15 protein-coding genes are annotated in these 18,404 nt (G+C 55.7%); 14 read left to right on the top strand and 1 reads right to left on the bottom strand.

Translation table 11 applies throughout. The annotated features are described in order from the left end of the window. The first annotated feature begins 49 nt into the window (after positions 1 to 49). From ACTHPM_RS25115 to ACTHPM_RS25050, 14 genes are all read left to right on the top strand, one after another. Positions 50 to 922, top strand: coding sequence for a carbohydrate ABC transporter permease (locus ACTHPM_RS25115; RefSeq protein WP_440397911.1), 873 nt, complete (start codon positions 50 to 52; stop codon positions 920 to 922). Between the two features lie 2 nt (positions 923 to 924). Beyond that, positions 925 to 1,755 (top strand): carbohydrate ABC transporter permease, encoded by an 831-nt coding sequence (locus tag ACTHPM_RS25110; protein WP_440397910.1) that lies wholly within the window; start codon positions 925 to 927, stop codon positions 1,753 to 1,755. A gap of 34 nt (positions 1,756 to 1,789) precedes the next feature. Next, entirely contained in the window at positions 1,790 to 3,331 is a 1,542-nt protein-coding gene (locus ACTHPM_RS25105) for a glycoside hydrolase family 31 protein (RefSeq protein WP_440397909.1), read from the top strand. A 234-nt stretch (positions 3,332 to 3,565) separates the two neighbouring features. Further along, entirely contained in the window at positions 3,566 to 3,838 is a 273-nt protein-coding gene (locus tag ACTHPM_RS25100) for a CD3324 family protein (RefSeq protein WP_440397908.1), read from the top strand. A gap of 141 nt (positions 3,839 to 3,979) precedes the next feature. Then, positions 3,980 to 4,528, top strand: coding sequence for a GNAT family N-acetyltransferase (locus ACTHPM_RS25095; protein WP_440397907.1), 549 nt, complete (start codon positions 3,980 to 3,982; stop codon positions 4,526 to 4,528). A gap of 229 nt (positions 4,529 to 4,757) precedes the next feature. Next, on the top strand, positions 4,758 to 6,503 hold the full coding sequence (locus tag ACTHPM_RS25090) for a methyl-accepting chemotaxis protein (RefSeq protein WP_440397906.1): 1,746 nt from the start codon (positions 4,758 to 4,760) through the stop codon (positions 6,501 to 6,503). Positions 6,504 to 6,684: 181 nt separating this feature from the next. Then, positions 6,685 to 7,338, top strand: a complete 654-nt coding sequence (locus tag ACTHPM_RS25085) for a prolyl oligopeptidase family serine peptidase (RefSeq protein WP_440397905.1) — start codon at positions 6,685 to 6,687, stop codon at positions 7,336 to 7,338. A 206-nt stretch (positions 7,339 to 7,544) separates the two neighbouring features. Then, positions 7,545 to 8,039 (top strand): helix-hairpin-helix domain-containing protein, encoded by a 495-nt coding sequence (locus tag ACTHPM_RS25080; RefSeq protein WP_440397904.1) that lies wholly within the window; start codon positions 7,545 to 7,547, stop codon positions 8,037 to 8,039. A gap of 78 nt (positions 8,040 to 8,117) precedes the next feature. Then, a complete protein-coding gene (locus ACTHPM_RS25075) occupies positions 8,118 to 8,516 on the top strand; it encodes a DUF1992 domain-containing protein (protein ID WP_440397903.1) in 399 nt (132 codons plus the stop codon). 97 nt (positions 8,517 to 8,613) lie between these two features. After that, complete coding sequence (locus tag ACTHPM_RS25070) at positions 8,614 to 10,245, top strand: SWIM zinc finger family protein (protein WP_440397902.1); 1,632 nt, start codon at positions 8,614 to 8,616, stop codon at positions 10,243 to 10,245. After that, positions 10,245 to 13,196 carry a DEAD/DEAH box helicase gene (locus ACTHPM_RS25065; protein WP_440397956.1) on the top strand — a complete coding sequence of 984 codons (2,952 nt, stop codon included), beginning with the start codon at positions 10,245 to 10,247 and terminating at the stop codon, positions 13,194 to 13,196. The genes ACTHPM_RS25070 and ACTHPM_RS25065 overlap by 1 nt, the downstream gene beginning before the upstream one ends. Before the next feature lie 156 nt (positions 13,197 to 13,352). Continuing rightward, complete coding sequence (locus ACTHPM_RS25060) at positions 13,353 to 14,597, top strand: MFS transporter (protein ID WP_440397901.1); 1,245 nt, start codon at positions 13,353 to 13,355, stop codon at positions 14,595 to 14,597. A gap of 199 nt (positions 14,598 to 14,796) precedes the next feature. Beyond that, complete coding sequence (locus ACTHPM_RS25055) at positions 14,797 to 16,824, top strand: beta-galactosidase (RefSeq protein WP_440397955.1); 2,028 nt, start codon at positions 14,797 to 14,799, stop codon at positions 16,822 to 16,824. Positions 16,825 to 16,884: 60 nt separating this feature from the next. Further along, a complete protein-coding gene (locus tag ACTHPM_RS25050) occupies positions 16,885 to 17,370 on the top strand; it encodes a fibronectin type III domain-containing protein (RefSeq protein WP_440397900.1) in 486 nt (161 codons plus the stop codon). Between the two features lie 51 nt (positions 17,371 to 17,421). Here ACTHPM_RS25050 and ACTHPM_RS25045 read toward each other — a convergent pair whose 3' ends face one another. Further along, positions 17,422 to 18,330, bottom strand: coding sequence for a LysR family transcriptional regulator (locus tag ACTHPM_RS25045; protein WP_440397899.1), 909 nt, complete (start codon positions 18,328 to 18,330; stop codon positions 17,422 to 17,424). Positions 18,331 to 18,404 lie beyond the last annotated feature (74 nt).

Below are 18,404 nucleotides of genomic sequence, written 5' to 3'. Positions count from 1 at the left end.
AACCCCAGATATCCCTGATTTTTTGAACCGAGAAGGGATTGAAACATACATGATACGAAAACGGGAATTCTCCTTTTTACTGCTGATGGTGCCTGCTCTGCTGTTTTATCTGATCTTTTACTTGTATCCGGTCATCTCCACCTTCGCACACAGCTTTACGGATTGGTCGCTGCTGCAGCGCAGCATTCACTTCATCGGACTGGACAACTACAAGCAGCTGTTTCATGATGACGTCGTACTGACAGGGATCAAAAACTCCATTATTTATGCCGTCGTCATGACGATCGTGCAAAATGCATTAGCCGTGCCGCTGGCCGTGGCGCTCGATAAAAACTTGCGGTCCAAGAACGTGCTGCGGATGGTCTTTTTTGCTCCGGCGGTGCTCAGTCCGCTCGTTGTCGGTTTTTTGTGGTCGTATATTATGTCCTCGCTGGACTACGGCCCGCTCAACCAGATGCTTACACATCTCGGAATCGGCCCCATCAATTGGCTTGGGGAGCCTAAGCTGGCGCTATACTCGGTGATACTGACCCAGGTTTGGCAGTGGACCGGATGGGCCATGGTCATCTATCTGGCGAATTTGCAGGGCATTTCTAAGGAACTGTTCGAGGCCGCTCATATCGACGGCGCAAATGGCTGGAAAACGTTCTGGAACATTACGCTGCCGCTGCTCGTGCCGTCCATTACCATTAACACGGTACTCAGCATGATCGGGGGACTGAAAGTGTTCGATATTATTTTCTCTATGACTTCGGGAGGACCGGGACATGCGACGGAAAGCATCGTGACCGTCCTGCTTCAGCGTGCCTTTACGGACAGCCAGCTCGGTTATGCATCCGCGCTTGGCGTGCTCTTCTCGATGTTTGTCATGGTCGTCACGCTGCTGCAGCTGCGTTTGATGAAGCGATGGGAGGTGTCCTAGAGATGCTCGCATCCAAAGCCAAAAGACCTTATGTGCTGGAAATAGGCCTGATTCTCATTGCAGTGATCGTGGCGCTTCCGATATACTACCTGCTCGTCACGACTCTGAAGACGCCGGAGGAAGCAGCGGCGAGCCCGCTCGGGTTGCCGCATCACTGGACCTTCGGCAATTATGCCGAGGCTTGGAATATGATGCGTTACCCGCAGGTGTTCACGAATAACTTCATCATTACTTTCTTTTCCCTGATCGGGTGCACGCTGCTGCCTTGCATGGCGGCGTACGCCTTTGCCCGGTCGCAGAATCTAATCAGCAGGCTTTTGTTTCTGGCGGTGGTCGCCGGTCTGGTGGTTCCTTTTCAGATCGCGCTGATTCCACTCTATAAGCTCATCAGCACGCTTCATCTGATGAACACGCTGTGGGCGGTCATTATCGTGAACATCTCGGTAACGATTCCGTTTAACGTGTTTCTGTTCATTAACTTCGTCAAGTCGCTGCCGCTGGAAGTGGAGGAGTCAGCTTCCATCGACGGCTCCGGCGTCATCGGCACTTTCTTCCGGATCGTGCTGCCGCTGATGCAGCCTGTCATCGCTTCGGCGGCGATCCTGAATTCCCTGACCTTCTGGAACGATTTTATGGGGCCGCTGCTGTTCCTGCAGACGCGGGATAAAGCTGTCATATTGCAGGAGGTGTACCGGAACATCGGGCAGTTCTCCACGAACTGGACGGCCTTTTTCCCGATGATGGTACTGGGCGTGGCGCCTCTGCTGATTTTCTATATCCTCATGCAGAAATATATTATCAAAGGGATAGCGGCCGGTTCCGTGAAAGGATAAGATGGGCTTAACATCGCTGAAGGGAGAATGGATCATGGAAAACACGAATATGATGAATATTCCGCTGCTGCCCGGCGAGCGCTGGTGGGGAGGCCGCGCTGCCGACGGCATGAGCATGCCTTATGGGGCGGGACCTTTTCAAGCGGACCTGAATGAAACCCTCGGCGCGAATCAGGCGGCACCGCTGCTTGTGTCCAGTAAAGGCCGGTATATATGGTCGGAGGAGCCGTTTGCCTTTTCATTTACGGCAGATGGACTGTCCGTTTCGAAGGGACGGGCGGAGGTGAACGCGGCCGAAGGGTTCTCAAGCCTGCGCGGAGCCTTTCGGGAAGCGGCTTCCAGGCATTTTCCCGTCAAGGGGGACTATCCCGACGAGCTCCTGTTCACGGCGCCGCAGTATAATCTGTGGATCGAGCTGCTGTATGAACCGACGCAAGCGAAAGTGCTGGCTTACGCCAAAGCGGTTCTGGAGCACGGCATGCCCCCGGGCGTGATCATGATTGACGACAATTGGCACGAGCCCTACGGGACATGGCGGTTTCATTCCGGAAGATTCCCGGATCCGAAAGGAATGATCGATGAGCTGCATGCCATGGGCTTCAAGGTCATGCTGTGGGTATGCCCGTTCGTCAGCCCGGACTCCCGGACCTTCCGCGAGCTGGAAGGCAAGGGCTACCTGCTGAAGAACAGTCAAGGCCAGACGGCGATCCGCCACTGGTGGAACGGCTGGAGCGCCGTTCTGGACGGCACGCATGAAGGGGCAGCCGCCTGGTTCCATGAGCAGCTGGAGTTTCTCCGAACCGCCTACGGGGTGGACGGGTTCAAGCTGGATGCGGGAGATATCGAATTTTATGAACCGGACGATCAGACAGCAGTTCCAACCAGCCCTCACGGGCAATGCGAAGCTTGGGCCCGCATTGGGCTTAAGTATGCCCTGAACGAGTACCGGGCCTGCTGGAAGCTGGGCGGAGAGCCGCTGGCCCAGCGCCTGAAGGACAAGCTGCACGCTTGGGACGGCAACGGCTTGTCGGCGCTCATTCCCGACGCGCTGGCGCAGGGACTGCTAGGACATCCGTTTACCTGCCCCGACATGATCGGCGGCGGAGAGTACGAGCATTTCCAGCAGCATTCGGATGCGCTGGACCAGGAACTGTTCGTCCGTTCAGCGCAGTGCGCGGCGCTGTTTCCGATGATGCAGTTTTCCGCGGCGCCATGGCGCGTGCTGGATGATACGCATCTGCGCTGCTGCGTGGAAGCAGCCAAGCTGCACAGCCGACTGGGAAGCGAAATCCTGGACATCGCCAGGCAGGCTGCGCAGGACGGTGAGCCGATGCTGCGGCATCTGGCCTATTCGTTTCCCGATATGGGATATGAGGATATCAACGACCAGTTCATGCTGGGGGAGCGGATGATGGCGGCTCCGGTGCTGCGCAAGGGAGCGGTCAGCCGCAGTATCGCGTTCCCGCCGGGGACATGGCTGGGCGATGACGGCAGCCTTGTGAAGGGTCCCTGCAATTTAGAGGTGGAAGCTCCGCTGGACCGGCTTCCATGGTACCGGAAGGTTGATCAAGACTGATTTTGTATAGTACATTGAAAGCAGCTTGAGCCGAACAGGAGGGATGATAGCGTGAGATTCGCGAACAGTTTCAGGGAAAGCTCCATGCAAAGTCTTTATGACTGGCGGCGGTTACTTGCATGGAGCGACGCACATCAACCGTTCTGCCCTGTACGGCACTGCTGAAGACAAGAGCAGTCATCAAGACTTTGCTTACCTTAAAATCGAATTTTGAACTTTAAGGAGCAGAGCGAAATGAAAGCAAAATACGTAAACGCGGAAACGAGAGTTCCGAAGCAGCTGTTACAAGAGCTGCAGCAGTATGTACAAGGGGATTGGATATACGTCCCCGCGGCCAAGGGGAACCGCAGAGCCTGGGGCGAACGTTCCGGAAGCCGGCAGGCGCTGAGATGCAGAAACGATCATATTCGCAGGCAGTTTGCCAAAGGAAATTCCATCGAGGAACTGTCCGCCGAATATGGCTTAGCCTACGACACGATCAAGAAAATTGTATATACGAAAGCGTGAAGGAAAACATGAGTGAGCCTGCCGGATCCGAAGATCCTGCAGGCTTTTTGAGTTGTATTCTTTTCGTTTAGGCAGCGTTCTCGGTATATATCCTGCGGGTTCGCGGCCCCTATAATGTAACTGACTGAAGGGGGAGTAACCATGAATATATCCGTTAAATTATGTCCGCCGGAAGACAGGCATATCATTATGAACCTGTATCCGTTGTACCTCTATGACCTTGCCGAAATCCGGAAGGTGCTTCCGAATGCCTACGGCGTATTCGAGGATACCGACGACTATACAACGCTCCAGGAGCAGATGGCTCTGTTCGACATCTGGTGGGAGAAGGAGAATATCCTGTACCCTTACCTGATTCGGGTGGATGGATTGCCGGCAGGCTTCGGACTCGTTGCCACGCCGCCTTATCTGGTGGACGACAGCGAATATATGCTGAACGAATTTTTCGTGATGAGGCCTTTTCGGCAGCAGAGCGTCGGAGAGAAAGCGGCAATCGAGCTTTTTAACCGGTTTCCCGGCAAGTGGATGCTGTTTACGGCACCCGACGAAAAGAACCTTCATACCCGGAAGTTTTGGGAGAAGACATTAGGAAAATATACGCTGGGAAAGTATGAGGAAACCGATGAGGATCTGCCTCATTTCGGCCCCTCGAAGGTGTTCCGTTTCCAGGGCGGCAGCGTCTCATCCTAAGGCTCAACCGTAAGGACCAGACTGCAAAGGCACTTTTGCACAGGGTGCGTTTAATTTGCTCCATATGTAAATAATTACCTTCATATAATTCGCCTGAAATGTCGATATAAGATTCATCAGCTTGCTGAGGCCTCAGATTTGCGATTTTGTCAACGGAATAATCTGTGAACAGTGCAAGTCGCTGCTGAGAAGACGGCAATGAATTTTATCAGAGTATAGGGTGGTTATCATGAAAAGAAGAAACAGCTTGGTATTAAAGTCGATCGTTGTCTTGGCGGTTTTGTTTTTCTTGTTGGAAAGCATCGTCACGATGATGAACCAGTCGGAGATGAAAAGCCAGTATATGGGGGAGCTCTCCAATATAGAATGGACGCTGTACAACGTCATTATGGAAGATGTACCGGATATTGAAAGGGCTAAGACGCTGGTTGGAACAGATGAGCTGATGAAGGACAAGCATATCCTGGAAATTCAAGGGCGCCTCGACAGCATGAAAAAAAATGAACTGGTTTCCAACAGTTACATCTATATGCCGGATGTGGAGACCGGCGGAGGCAGTACGAAGCTGAAGCTGATTCTCGCCAATAAGGAGCTGTACGATTCGGGGATGAAGCCGGGAAGCATTTACGAAGCCAAAGGGGCCTTCGCGGATGCGCTTGTGGAAATGGATAAGAACGGGTATGCGACCTCCAAGGTTTATTCCGACAAATTCGGAGAGTGGGTCAGCATTATCAGCACGGTCAAGGACAGCAGCGGGAAGAAAACCGCAGTCTTCGGCGTCGATTTCAACTATTCCAAAATCAAGGCAGAGCAGAACTCCATCATAATCAGAACCAGCATCATCGGCTCGATCGTCGTGCTTGCATTTATCGTGCTCATTATCTTCTTGGTCCGGATGACGCTGCGTCCGATTACGCGCCTGTCGGAGCTGAGCATGAAAGCGGCCGAGGGCGACCTGACCGTGGAAGCGCCGGTGAAGAACAAGGATGAAGTCAGCGTCCTGGCGGCGAACTTCAATACGATGATCGGGAATATCCGGCACTTGATTGAGAACGTCCAGCAGACTTCGGAAAAAGTGACCCAGTCCTCCAAGGCGCTGGCGTCGAGTGCCGATCAAACCTCCAGAGCCACCGAGGAAATCACGCGCTCCATCCAAGAAGTGGCTCAAGGCTCCGAGACGCAAATGCAGTCTGCCGTGGAGAGCCAGGTGGCGATGGAGGAGATGGCCGTCGGAATCCAGCGCATTGCGGAGTATTCTTCCATGCTGTCGGAGCATGCTTATGATGTTGCGCAAAAGGCTGAGACAGGTAATGAGGTGGTTCAGCTGTCGGTGCAGGAAATGAAGAGCATTCACGCAACCGTGTCCGATACGGTGACCATTTTGCAAGAGCTTGAAGAGCGTTCGCATGAAATTGAGAAAATTGTCGGGATCATTACCAATATTGCAGGACAAACGAATTTGCTTGCTCTCAATGCTTCTATCGAGGCGGCAAGAGTGGGCGAACACGGCAAGGGTTTTGCCGTCGTTGCGCAGGAGGTGCGGAAGCTGGCAGAACTCTCAGGCAATTCCTCGGAGCAAATTTCCGCGATGCTGGGTGAAATTTCTTCCTATGTATCCCGGGCTTCGAGCGCGATGAATGTCAGCATGGATCAAGTGGTACAAGGAGCCCAATCGGTGCAAAAGGCCGGGGCTGCGTTCGGAGAAATCGTCGTATCCTTGCAAAGCGTGAACGAGCAGGTTCACGAGGTGTCCGCTTCAGCCGAGCAGATGTCTGCAGGCAGCGAGCAGGTGGCCGCGTCGCTTGACGAGCTCGCAAGAATCGGCCGAAGCTCGTCCGGGCATTCCCAAAGCGTTGCCGCTTCGTCTGAGGAGCAGATGGCTTCCATGCAGGAAATTGCCAGCTCCGCTGCCATGCTGCAGAGCATGGCCGATGACCTGGAGAAGGAAGTGCGCGTATTTAAGCTGAAAGCGTAGCGGCCGCGGCACGTCAAAGGAAGGGTCGCCCGGCAGGGCGGCCTTTTCGTATTCGCAAAAAAATATGCGGGTAAGAAGGAGATAAGACCTGAATTGGCGTACATATTGAAAGACATGTGCGAATGACTGCTATTCTTTTACAAGCGTTCGCTTGTACATGACAGGAAAGCGAGGAATGTTCATGAGTCAACAAACCTGCAGGCTGGAAAAGGAAATCACGAAAAAAATCGCACTGGATTATTTGCTGCATGTTCCCGAACCATACGATTCAGACTCCGGGCGAAAGTGGCCCGTCATTCTCTTCCTTCACGGAGCGGGGGAGCGCGGCAGCGAATTGGCTGCGGTCAAAGTCCACGGGGTGCCCCATATTGCGGATCAGGATTCTTACTTTCCGTTCATTGCCATTTCACCCCAGTGCCCGGAATATTCGGATTGGAACGCAGAGAAGGAGGCCGTTATGGCCGTGCTGGATGAGGTGATGTCCGAATATCATGCGGACCCTGCGCGCGTGTACATTACGGGTCTCAGCATGGGTGGTTATGGAACGTGGCAGCTGGCTGCCGAGCATCCCGGACGTTTTGCTGCGGCCGTGCCTGTCTGCGGAGGCGGCAACCCGAACAACGCCGTGGCGCTTGCGGAAACGCCGATATGGGCTTTTCACGGAGCGAAGGACGATGTCGTTCCGTTATCCGAGTCCGAAGCGATGGTAGACGCCATTCAGGCGGCCGGCGGTGATGTAAAGCTGACGGTCTATCCGGAAGCCAATCACGATTCATGGACGGAAACCTATGCGAATCGGGAAGTGTACGAATGGCTGCTGGCGCACACGCTGTAAGCCCATTCGTTTAAAGCATTTCGAATATATGCCAAGCTGAAGCCGGAGGAAGCGTGATGCGCGTGTACTCCGGCTTTCTTGCTGCTGACGGGGCTGCCCTCGTTCATTGACATGCACTTGTACGGGGAGTATCGTAGGTCACAATTACAACAAATCGATAAGGCATCTGAAATAGAGGATTAACATGTTTGGGAGGGACCAAGAAGATGAGCGACCGACCTGCCCCTAAGCTTCCGCTGACGGCAGAGGAGAAGCAGAATTTGCGTGCTTCAAAAATCAGTCTGCAAGCGATAAAGGGTCTCGATGCAGCAGAATTGGCAGAGATCCTGGGTTCAACGCCGGAGCGGGCGGCGCATCTGCGCGCCCTGGCGCAGTTTCAGTCCATACCCTCCATCGGGCCGCGCATCGCAGAACGGGTCGCCGCTTTGGGATACGGTACGCTGGATGAGCTGAAGCTGCTGGATGGCCCGGCTCTTCTGGAGCAGCTGGAGAACCATTATGGCTACTGGGAAGACCCGTGCCTGGAGGACGCGCTATGGTGCATGGTGCATCATGCCAATCATCCAGGCAGCGAGAAGAGCTGGTTTGATTTTACCGACGCAAGGAAGGCATACCGGCAGGCGCATGGATATCCGGAGACCAGGCCGAAGAAGGCGTGGCACGAGGTGAAGGCGGAAGAGCGCCGGAAAGATGTTCAGTGAAGGGACTTCAGATCGACTATTTCCCTGAAAAATGAGGTGAGGTGCGTGGATTCGAATTCTTCTAACAAGGATGATTCGGTGAAAGAAAGCCAACGGGCGAGCGAAGAGAAGTACCGGGAAACGTCCGCCAAGGGCGGCCTGGTTGAGTCGGCCGTGGACGATTTTGCGAAAAAGGGGGGCTTTGATGATTTGCCGGGGAAGGGGAAGCCTTTGAATATCGGCGAAGGGGACGTGCTGACCAGCATCATGAAAAACGCGAATTATGTCCCTCCTTGGATTGAGCAGCGGAAGGAGATTGCTGCGGATATCAAGAACCTGACGGATCGGCCTGACTGGAGCACGGAAGAGATGGAGCGCCGCATCGAAAATATCAATCAGAAAATCAGAAGGTTCAACAGGCTGGTTCCGAATCCGCTTTTGCAAAAAGGGCTGGTGTCTGCAGCGAATATCGAGCGTGCCTACGAAAAGTGGCTCTAGCTGCCCTTGTTCGAACCGGGGTTCATCCATGGCATGAGATATGGTAGATTAAATGGGACGCCTATTTACTATACTCCGGCTAGGAGACGAATAAAGCATGAATACGAATGAAATCATCGACGATACAACTTGGCAGGCGCTGATCCAGCAGGTTGGAGAGGAATTCAGCGACCTGACGATTAAGCGCGGCTTCCAATATTTCAAGCAGGGGCTGGTTCATCCGGTCCCTATAGACAATCCGGGGATTATCGAAGCCATCGTGGAAGGCAGCGAGCATTACAGGGTAGCGCTGAAGCTCCAACGTCTCTCCGAAAGTCACTGTACTTGCCCTGTGAAAAGCCACTGCAAGCATATGATCGCGGTTCTATTGGATGTGGTAGCCAAGAGCGGGCGATCCGTGCATGCAATCGTGAATGCGCATGCCACCGCTGCGTTCAAGCAGTCGGCAAGGACGACCAGCCTTCATGAGTCCCGCTCGCACCCAAAGGATGAGGAAGAAAAGGCATTGCGGGAGAAAGCGAGCCAAATCCCTAACATGAGCGTTGCGGAATGGCATCAGCTGTTCAAGCTGTGCGTTACGCCGATCGGATTCAACAGTCCGAATGCACACTATGCGAGAAACGCCATCGATTCGATATACGCCTTGAAGCCGCCGCTGTCTCCGGTCATGGAGAAGCTGTTTGATCTGCACGCCCATCTGTTCCTGCTTATCAAGCTGGTGAAGCCGGTGCAGCATGCCGTACATTCCGGGAGCAGCTATATGGGATATCACACGCAGGTGGCGGCGGATGAACTGCAGGAAGGCATCCGGCGTCTATTTGTAGGGGGTCTTGAAATTGCTGCCGAGCCGGAGCTGTGGCCGCGTGTGACGAAGACGCTGACGTATTTACGCAGGCAAATGCTCACCGAACCGAAAAGCCACCATTACCTGGCTGAGGCTTATGATCAGCTGTGGCTGTATTGGATTCACCCTAATTTGAAGGATACGGGGATGTTTACAGAGGAGCTGGAGAAGCTGCGAACAGCAGAGGAGGAACTGGGCGATGCGCTGACCCGGCTTCCCTGGATGCTCGCGCAAAGCAGAATTCATTATTTAATGGGCGAGGATCAGCAGGCCTGGGCATGGCTTGAAGCGGCAGACAAAGCCTCGATCATTCCCCATGGCTATTTGAAATCGTTCCTGGAGGTTTTGGCGGAAGCGGGGGATTGGAACAGGCTGCGTGACTGGCTGGTCCATACCGCCCCAATGTTCAGCAGTCACCGGAAAAATCACCTCCAGGATTATATGGTTTACTGGGATGCGGCCGTTCAGCAGCTTCCGGAATCCGAGGAGCAGATGTGGAAGGCGCTGGCCGGTATGCTGCCCTATTCCAAGGAAATATATGAAGAAACGCTGCTGCGCTATGGCCGCTGGCAGCAGTGGATGGACGTTCAGCTCAGCTCCGGCAAGGAGCCGCTCGAGCTTCGCGTGAGCGTGCTTCAGCCCATCGAGAAGGAGGCGCCGGAGCTGCTGCTGCCCTTCTACCATCAGGCGGTTGAACGGCATATTCTGCAGAAAAACAGATCCAGCTATAAAGCGGCCGTGAAGCTGCTGAAGCGGCTGAATAAATTGTACAAAAAAATGAAGCGGGAAGAGCGGTGGGAGCAGTTCCTCGAAGCATTCACAAGCCGCCACAGCCGGCTGCGCGCATTGCAGGAGGAGCTTCGGAAAGGAAAGCTGATATCATGATGAGCACCTATACGGACCATATCACGGTTCATATCCAGCTGAGCGCCTATGGCGATGCGCTGATCTATGGGTCTACCCCCACGAACCAATACGTGCCGGGCCTGGATATGAAGCAGCGCCTGTTTGCCTGGCATGAGGCTTCCTTCTATGGGACGGATCTCGAGGTCCAGCAGATCCAGGAGGTCGAGCTTGTCGTACTGCCTGCCGAGCAGGTCATTCCGTTCTTGGCGGAGCGGAGACTGCTGAACCATATCGATTGGGCATGGGATAAAGAGGCGAAATTCCTGGTCCGGCTCGCGCCTGCGCTTTACGCTTGCGTCCAGGAGCGGCGCTTCATCCCGAGCCTTTCCGACTTTCGGGCGGGAAAGCTGCGGTGGAGCTGGGACGAGGCGGCACTGGACGGCGATGCGAGGCAGGAGCTCCGCAGCGCCGATCCCGAATGGATGAAAGGCCTGCGCGCCGCTTTCTCTTCGGCGGTATCCAGCAGCTGCTATGGGACGGAGGAAGCGGCGTCCGATCTGCGGAGGGAATATCCGATGCTCTTTGCGAGGGATAGCGCGGTGGCCGGCATCCATGAACAGGCATGGCTCATCTCGATCGGCTGGAAAGCGGATGTGGCTCCCTTCCGTCCTTTACTGCAGCTGCTCGAGCCGGATGATCAAGAGCCCGTATGGCGCCTCAAGCTTGTCCTTCAGGACAAGCTTGATCCGTCTGTGCTGATTCCGGTTCGGCTTGGAGATGACGGATATGCATCCGGCGTATGGCCTGATGCATGGACCCCTCACGTGCGCGAGCGTTCCGGCGGCTGGGCGGAGCATCTGCGCGCCAGCCTGCCGGGGACGGTGCGTGCCGGACATGGAGACGATATGCTGAGCAAGCCGTTATCCGATGCCGCCGCATGGCTGTTTCTGACGACGGACAGCCGCCGTCTGCTCGAAGCCGGGTGGCGGGTGCTGCTGCCTGCCTGGTGGGAGGCGGCAAGCCGCAAGAAACCGAAGCTCCGCGCCAAGGTGCGCGCCGAGGAAGGGGAAGAAAAGGCCAAGGGAAGCGGCAGCTCCTTGTTCGGCCTGGATTCGATCATTCAGTTCGACTGGCGGGTCGCAATCGGAGAGACGCAGCTCACGGAAGAGGAGTTCTACGAGCTCGTTGAACGGAATGAGCGCTTGGTCAAATTCAGGGGGGAATGGATTACCCTTGATCCTGGTCTCATTAAACAAATCGGGCAAATGATGGAGGGAGTGGACCGTTCCAAGGGCTTGTCCTTCCAGGATGTGCTGCATCTTCATCTCCAGCGGAGCGAAGAAAGATTCGAGCGCGGAAATGAGGAACAGCCGGCGGAGGAAGCCCCGGAACGGGTGGAGCTTGAGGTTGAGCTGAATGAGCATATGATGAAGCTCATCAACCAGCTGAGCCAGCAGTCGGAATGGCCGAAGCTTGCAATACCGGCCGGGCTGAGGGCCGAGCTGCGCTCCTATCAATATGACGGCTTTTCCTGGCTGGCTTTCCTGCGGAGATTCGGTCTCGGCGCCTGTCTCGCGGACGACATGGGCCTGGGCAAAACGGTCCAGTTCATCACGTATTTGCTCCATCTCCAAGAGAACCCGGCCGATGCGGAACACAGGCTGCCTTCGCTGCTGATCTGCCCGACGTCGGTGCTGGGGAATTGGCAGAAGGAGCTGAACCGCTTTGCTCCATCGCTGCGGGTTATGCTGCATTACGGCAGCGGGCGTTCCGGCGGAAAGGCCTTTGCTGAGGAAATCGGGAAGGCGGATATCGTGCTCACCTCTTACGCAACGGCAACGCTGGATCAGGATATGCTGAAGGAGTTCGCCTGGGAATCGCTTTGTCTTGACGAGGCGCAGAACATCAAGAATGCGCAAACTAAGCAGTCGGCCGCTGTCCGCAGTTTTCCGGCGAGACACCGGATCGCGCTGACCGGTACGCCGATCGAGAACCGGCTGTCGGAGCTATGGTCGCTGTACGATTTCATGAACCCGGGTTATCTGGGCAGCCTGCGCGCATTCCGGGTCCGTTTCATTCAGCCGATCGAGAAGGAGCAGGATGAAGAGCGGACGAAGCAGCTGCAGCAGCTCGTCAAACCGTTCATGCTTCGACGGAAGAAGAAGGACCCGGCCATCCAGCTGGACCTGCCCGACAAGAACGAGATGAAGACGTATATTCATCTGACCGCCGAGCAGGGCGCTCTATATGACCAGACGGTGAATGATCTGATGAACCGGGTGCAGAAGCTCGAGGGCATCGAGCGCAAAGGGGCTATTCTGGCGGCCCTGACCCACCTGAAGCAGCTCTGCGACCACCCGCTGCTGCTGACCGGCGAATCCTACGATAACCCACTGGATCCGGGGGACCCTCTGGATACGGAAATGCTGATCAGCCGGTCATCGAAGCTGGAGCGGCTCTTGGACATGGTACGGGAGCTCCGGGAAGAAGGGGAGCGCTGCCTTATTTTTACCCAATATATCGGGATGGGCGAAATGCTGCAGCGCGTGCTCCGTCAGGAGCTGCAGGAGCCCGTGCTTTACCTGAATGGCAGCACGTCCAAAAAGGCGCGCGACCGGATGATCGATCAGTTCCAGTCGCAGACCCTGCCTCCTGAGGAACAGCCCAGCGTGTTTATCTTGTCCATCAAAGCCGGCGGTGTCGGCCTGAACCTGACGGCGGCCAATCATGTGTTCCACTTTGACCGCTGGTGGAACCCGGCCGTCGAGAATCAAGCGACGGATCGCGCCTACCGCATGGGACAGACCAAAGACGTGCAGGTGCATAAGTTCATCTCGCTCGGGACGCTCGAGGAACGCATCGACGAGATGCTGGAGAGCAAGCAGCAGCTGAGCGACAACGTGATCTCCAGCACCGAGAGCTGGATTACCGAACTGTCGACCGAGGCTTTAAAGGACCTCTTTACCCTGCGGAGCGAATGGGATGGCTGATGCACTTCCGCGCAGCATAACAGGTTAGAGACATAGAGACACCGATAAACACTGGAACTCAAGAGAAACACAGGCACCGCCACATGATAAAACAGCGGTTGATTTGCCGCGATAATGACGGTCGGTGCCGTCATTACATAGCAAGGAGACTATTTCATGAGCCTTCAAGTGCAGAAACCGAAGATTAACCGCAATTACGCGCTGCAGCTGGCGACCGTTTTCATCGGGTTTGTCATATTCGGATTTTCGGAGAACATTAAGGGACCCGCAATCCCCCGAATCCAGTCGGACTTCGGCATTGACGAGATGCAGCTCGGAACGCTGCTGTCCCTGAATTCGCTCGGCTATTTGATCGCCTGCTCCTTTACGGCCTTCCTGACCCGCAAGCTGGGCATCAAGAAGGTCAGCCTGATGGCTTTCGGAAGCATGGCGGCCTCCGGCGTACTGATTTATTTGTCCAAGAGTTACCCGTTTTTTTCGACCTCATACTTTTTGATGTACATCGGGAACGGCATGCTGGAGATCGCGCTTGCGATTCTCGGTGCCCGGATTTTTGTCAGGAATACGGGAACGATGATGAACCTTGCGCATTTTTTCTATGGACTCAGCTCGACCGTGGCCCCGATCATCGCTTCGGGACTCATGAGCGTCACGCTGTTCGGTCATACGGTGGACTGGCGCGAAATGTATTTGTTTATGCTGGCCTTGTCAGTGATTCCTATGATTCCGGCTATCTTCAGCCGGTTTGCGGGTGACGAGACCCCTCCGGAGCACCGCGTGCCGCTGAAGACGCTGATGCGGGATCGGGGCTTATGGCTGATTGTCCTGATTTTGTCCTTTGGCGTAATTTCGGAAATGTCGGTTGGAGGGTGGCTGGTGAACTTTCTCGAAAAGGCCTACCAGTGGAATACGACCGCCGCTTCCGGCATGCTGTCCATTTTTTTCTTATGCTTTTCGCTGGCGCGTCTGCTGCTGGGACCGGTGACGGATAAAATCGGCTTTACGCTCTCCCTGATCATTTTGTCGGGATTTTCGGGGCTTTGCACGTTTATCGCTATTTTGGCGGGAGAGCAGGGAGCGATTTTCTTTGCGCTGGCAGGCATCGGGATCGCTCCGATTTATCCGACGGTCATGGCCGTCATCGCCAAGCGGTATCCGAACGAGAGCGACACGGCCATAACGTTCATCGTCACGATGATGGGCATCGGCAGCGTCATCGGCAACTATTTGATCGGCGCGATCATCGACGGGGCCAAAGGATTTTACGAGGCCGGATCGCAGCTGGGACTGGTTCGGGGGCTTCAGGCCGGATACGGCTTTATCGGCTTGTGCGCGATCATCTGCGCCCTGATGAGCCTTCTGCTGTATGTTTTTCTGAAGAGAAAGGGAGAGCTGCTGTAATGGTTGCTCCCTTCATGCGAGAGGAAGTTCCATCTTTTTTAAAAGCTTTCGGCTGCGGCCGGAGGCTTTTTTTTCGATTGTGCAGATTGTGGGAGGATTTCAACGGCAAAAGAAGAAGTACGAAAGTATCGACAAGCAGAAAAGAGGGGAACGCTTGAAAACTTTATTTCCGCCCATCAGCCCGAAGCTGAAGGGATTCATGCACGGCGCAGACTATAACCCGGACCAGTGGCAGCACGCGCCCGACATTCTTGAAGAAGATATACGTTTGATGAAGCTGGCGAAGTGCAACGTGATGGCGGTCGGCATATTTGCCTGGGCGGCGCTGGAGCCGGAGGAGGGGACGTTTACGTTTGAATGGCTGGACCGGGTGCTGGACCGTTTTGCCGATAACGGCATCTATGCTTGGCTTGCTACGCCAAGCGGTGCCAGGCCGGCCTGGATGTCCGCCAAGTATCCCGAGGTGCTTCGCGTGGAGTCTAACCGGGTACGCAACCTGCACGGGGGACGCCATAACCACTGTTATACTTCGCCCGTTTACCGCGAAAAGACCCGAATCATGAACGAGAAGCTTGCGGAGCGGTATGCTCACCACCCGGCAGTAATCGGCTGGCATATTTCGAACGAATTCGGCGGCGAGTGTCATTGCGAGCTTTGCCAGGCGGCTTTCCGCGATTGGCTGAAGGACAGGTATGGAACGCTTGAGGCGCTCAACGGTGCCTGGTGGACGACTTTCTGGAGCCATACCTACACGGATTGGGGGCAGATCGAATCCCCCGCGCCGCATGGCGAGCGGATGGTGCACGGGCATAATCTGGACTGGAAAAGGTTCGTGACCGACCGGACGATCGATTTCTGCCGGCACGAGATCGCTCCGCTGCGGGCGATCCGGCCGGAGCTGCCGGTCACGGCGAACATGATGGACTGGTTCGAGGGCCTCGATTACCGGAAGTTCGCCGATATTCTCGACGTCATCTCTTGGGATGCATACCCAACCTGGCACGATCTGAAGGAGCCCGGACAGGTAGCTGCCTGGTTTGCGTTCAACCATGACCTGTTCCGGTCCCTGAAAGGCGGCAAGCCGTTCATGCTGATGGAAAGCACGCCTTCCATGACCAACTGGCAGCCGGTGAGCAAGCTGAAGCGCCCGGGCATGCATTCGCTGTCTTCGCTGCAGGCCGTGGCCCATGGCTCGGATACCGTACAGTACTTTCAGTGGCGCAAGAGCCGCGGCTCCAGTGAGAAGCTGCATGGTGCCGTCGTGGATCATGCGGGGCATGAGCATACAAGGGTCTTCGGCGACGTGGCGGAGCTGGGAGAAACGCTGGAGAGGATCGCGGAAGTGGCCGGATCGGCCGTTCCGGCGCAGGCGGCCATCATCGCGGATTGGGATAACCGCTGGGCGGTAAAAGATTCCCAAGGGCCGCTCAACCGGGGCATCGATTATGAGCGTACCGTGATGCAGCACTACCGGGCTTTTTGGGAGCTTGGCGTGCCAGTGGATATCATTGGCTCCGATGATGATTTTTCGAAATATAAGCTGATTGCAGCTCCCATGATGTATTTGTGCACGGAGCGTACCGGGGCGGCGGTCGAGGCTTTCGTTGCGGGCGGCGGAACGTTCGTGACCACGTACTGGTCGGGCATCGTGAACGAGAGCGATCTGTGCCATCTGGGCGGCTTTCCCGGACCGCTGCGCCGAACGCTTGGCATCTGGTCGGAGGAGATCGACGGCCTGCATGAGGGGGAGCAGAACGCTTTCCTATGCCGCGGCGGCGAGCTGCCAGGCTTGGAGGAGCGATATGAAGTCTACGATCTATGCGATTTGATCCATACCGAAGGGGCAGAGGCGCTGGCGGTATACGAAAGCGACTTTTATGCCGGCCGGCCGGCGCTTACGGTTCATGAATTCGGTCAAGGAAAAGCGTACTATTTGGCGGCCCGGGCCAAGGAACCGTTCTACCTCGATTTGTACAGATCACTGGTTCAAGAAGCGGGCGTGACCAGAGTCGTCGATACGGAGCTTCCTTCCGGCGTGACCGCGCAAATGCGTACCGACGGAACGTACGAATACGTATTTCTGTTGAATTTCAGCGATACTGAACAGGAGGTAGTCCTGGACGCGCAGGCGTATACCGACTTGTTGAGCGGCAAACCGGAGCAAGCAGCGGTCCGGCTGGACGTGAATGGCCTGAAGCTGCTGAAGCGGATGAAACTAAACAGGTAAGGCATGCAAGGATTGCGAGTGACCACCCGGTTCGTTTCCAAGGAACGCTGAAGGTCATTCTTGCGATCAAATAATAGATTGCCGGGATACAACAATTATTTCGCGGCGATCGACACCCAGCCGAACAAAAAGATGTTTACCGACGTATCCGTATCGGATAATGCACTGCAGATCAAAGCCTACACGGCAGCAAAGAAGGATGAGTCGTCCGGAAATAACGGCGTCAAGCTGTACGATCAATACGGCATCAAACGGACGGATACGAAGCCGTCAGCCGTTGAGGGTGCCAAGGTGCAGGTCAGCAGCGGCAAAGCTGTGATCTCTTGGAAATCGCCGTCCTCAAGCAGCGAACCGGTGAAGGGCTTCCGGATCTATGAAAAGAACGGCAAAGTCAAAACCTATTGGAACGCTTACGTTCCGGCGGAATCCGGAAAGACAGACTACAGCATTACGGTGAGCAATATTAGCGCTTCAACGCCGTATCAGTTTGTCATCCGCTCGGCGGGAAGCCGGATGAACTCCGACCAAGGTGTCGGTCAGCATTAACTAAGGAAAGAGCCCGGGGCTGGCCGCCCCGGGCTTTTCGCTATGCTGAGATCAGCAAGAACGGGAAACCGTGGACAGGCTGTCTGCGAGTTCCTCTGTTAATGCTTCATACAGCCTGCCCGCGGCAAGCCGCGGCGGATAATCCGGCTCCCGGCATAATATGCCGCAGGTCAGGTCTACCCCGTCCTCGTGCAGCGGCCGCACGACGGTGCCGGCGGGCTCAGGCTGAAGCACCGACGCGGGAACGAGTGCCGCGCCGATGCCACTCTGCACATAGAATTTCAGGGCGGACATGCTGCCAATTTCCACCGTGTCGAGCGGCGCTCCGCCTGGTTCCTGCAGGAGCATCTCCAGCTTGCGGCGGTACGGGCAGTCGGCTGCCGTAATCAGCAGCCGGTGGCTCCGCAGATCCTGAAGGGAAACGGACTGCCGGCCGGCCAGGGGGTGATGCTCCGGCAGCAGGACGACGAAATGCTCTGTCAGGACCGGCTCGAAGTACAGCCCCGTTCCGAGCAGGGGCGGGGAACAGACGGCGAGGTCGAGCTCGCCTTGCAGAAGCTGCCGGCTCAGCACCAGAGAGCTGGCGATGCTGACGGAGACGCGAATCTGCGGGAATTCGCGCAGGAATCCGGCCAGAATGCGCGGCAGCCGGTAGCTGGCGATCGGCTCCACGACGCCGAGACGGACATGCCCCGCTTCGCCGGCGACAAGCCCTGTCATTGTCGTGTGAAGCTGCTCGATATCCCTGACGATATGAGCGCTTTGCTCGAGGAACAGGCGTCCGGCGTCCGTCAGCTCAAAGGTTTTGCCGCGTTCGATCAGGCGCACGCCGAGCTCCGCTTCCAGCTTCTGTATCTGCATGGTCACCGTAGACTGGGCATAGCTCAGCTCCTCGGCGGCCCGGTTGAAGCCTCCAAGGGCGGCGATCCGGTGAAAGGTTTTAACCGACTTCAAGTCCATTGGGCTCAGGTCACCTTCCTTATAGATAATTCATTTTTTTTGAATTTGTAATTCATTTAATTCAATTATACAGA

Origin of the sequence: Paenibacillus sp. SAFN-054, from assembly GCF_051966755.1 — a bacterium.
In the GTDB taxonomy this organism is placed as follows: Bacteria; Bacillota; Bacilli; order Paenibacillales; family Paenibacillaceae; genus Paenibacillus_AQ.
Note: the sequence above shows the minus strand (reverse complement) of the source record. Positions and strands in the feature narration are given on the sequence as shown.

What these genes read in the sequence shown, in the direction of transcription:
- ACTHPM_RS25115 (WP_440397911.1), top strand. Translation starts at nt 50, where the DNA reads ATGATACGAAAACGGGAATTCTCCTTTTTACTGCTGATGGTGCCTGCT.
- ACTHPM_RS25110 (WP_440397910.1), top strand. Translation starts at nt 925, where the DNA reads ATGCTCGCATCCAAAGCCAAAAGACCTTATGTGCTGGAAATAGGCCTG.
- ACTHPM_RS25105 (WP_440397909.1), top strand. Translation starts at nt 1,790, where the DNA reads ATGGAAAACACGAATATGATGAATATTCCGCTGCTGCCCGGCGAGCGC.
- ACTHPM_RS25100 (WP_440397908.1), top strand. Translation starts at nt 3,566, where the DNA reads ATGAAAGCAAAATACGTAAACGCGGAAACGAGAGTTCCGAAGCAGCTG.
- ACTHPM_RS25095 (WP_440397907.1), top strand. Translation starts at nt 3,980, where the DNA reads ATGAATATATCCGTTAAATTATGTCCGCCGGAAGACAGGCATATCATT.
- ACTHPM_RS25090 (WP_440397906.1), top strand. Translation starts at nt 4,758, where the DNA reads ATGAAAAGAAGAAACAGCTTGGTATTAAAGTCGATCGTTGTCTTGGCG.
- ACTHPM_RS25085 (WP_440397905.1), top strand. Translation starts at nt 6,685, where the DNA reads ATGAGTCAACAAACCTGCAGGCTGGAAAAGGAAATCACGAAAAAAATC.
- ACTHPM_RS25080 (WP_440397904.1), top strand. Translation starts at nt 7,545, where the DNA reads ATGAGCGACCGACCTGCCCCTAAGCTTCCGCTGACGGCAGAGGAGAAG.
- ACTHPM_RS25070 (WP_440397902.1), top strand. Translation starts at nt 8,614, where the DNA reads ATGAATACGAATGAAATCATCGACGATACAACTTGGCAGGCGCTGATC.
- ACTHPM_RS25065 (WP_440397956.1), top strand. Translation starts at nt 10,245, where the DNA reads ATGAGCACCTATACGGACCATATCACGGTTCATATCCAGCTGAGCGCC.
- ACTHPM_RS25060 (WP_440397901.1), top strand. Translation starts at nt 13,353, where the DNA reads ATGAGCCTTCAAGTGCAGAAACCGAAGATTAACCGCAATTACGCGCTG.
- ACTHPM_RS25055 (WP_440397955.1), top strand. Translation starts at nt 14,797, where the DNA reads ATGCACGGCGCAGACTATAACCCGGACCAGTGGCAGCACGCGCCCGAC.
- ACTHPM_RS25045 (WP_440397899.1), bottom strand. Translation starts at nt 18,330, where the DNA reads ATGGACTTGAAGTCGGTTAAAACCTTTCACCGGATCGCCGCCCTTGGA.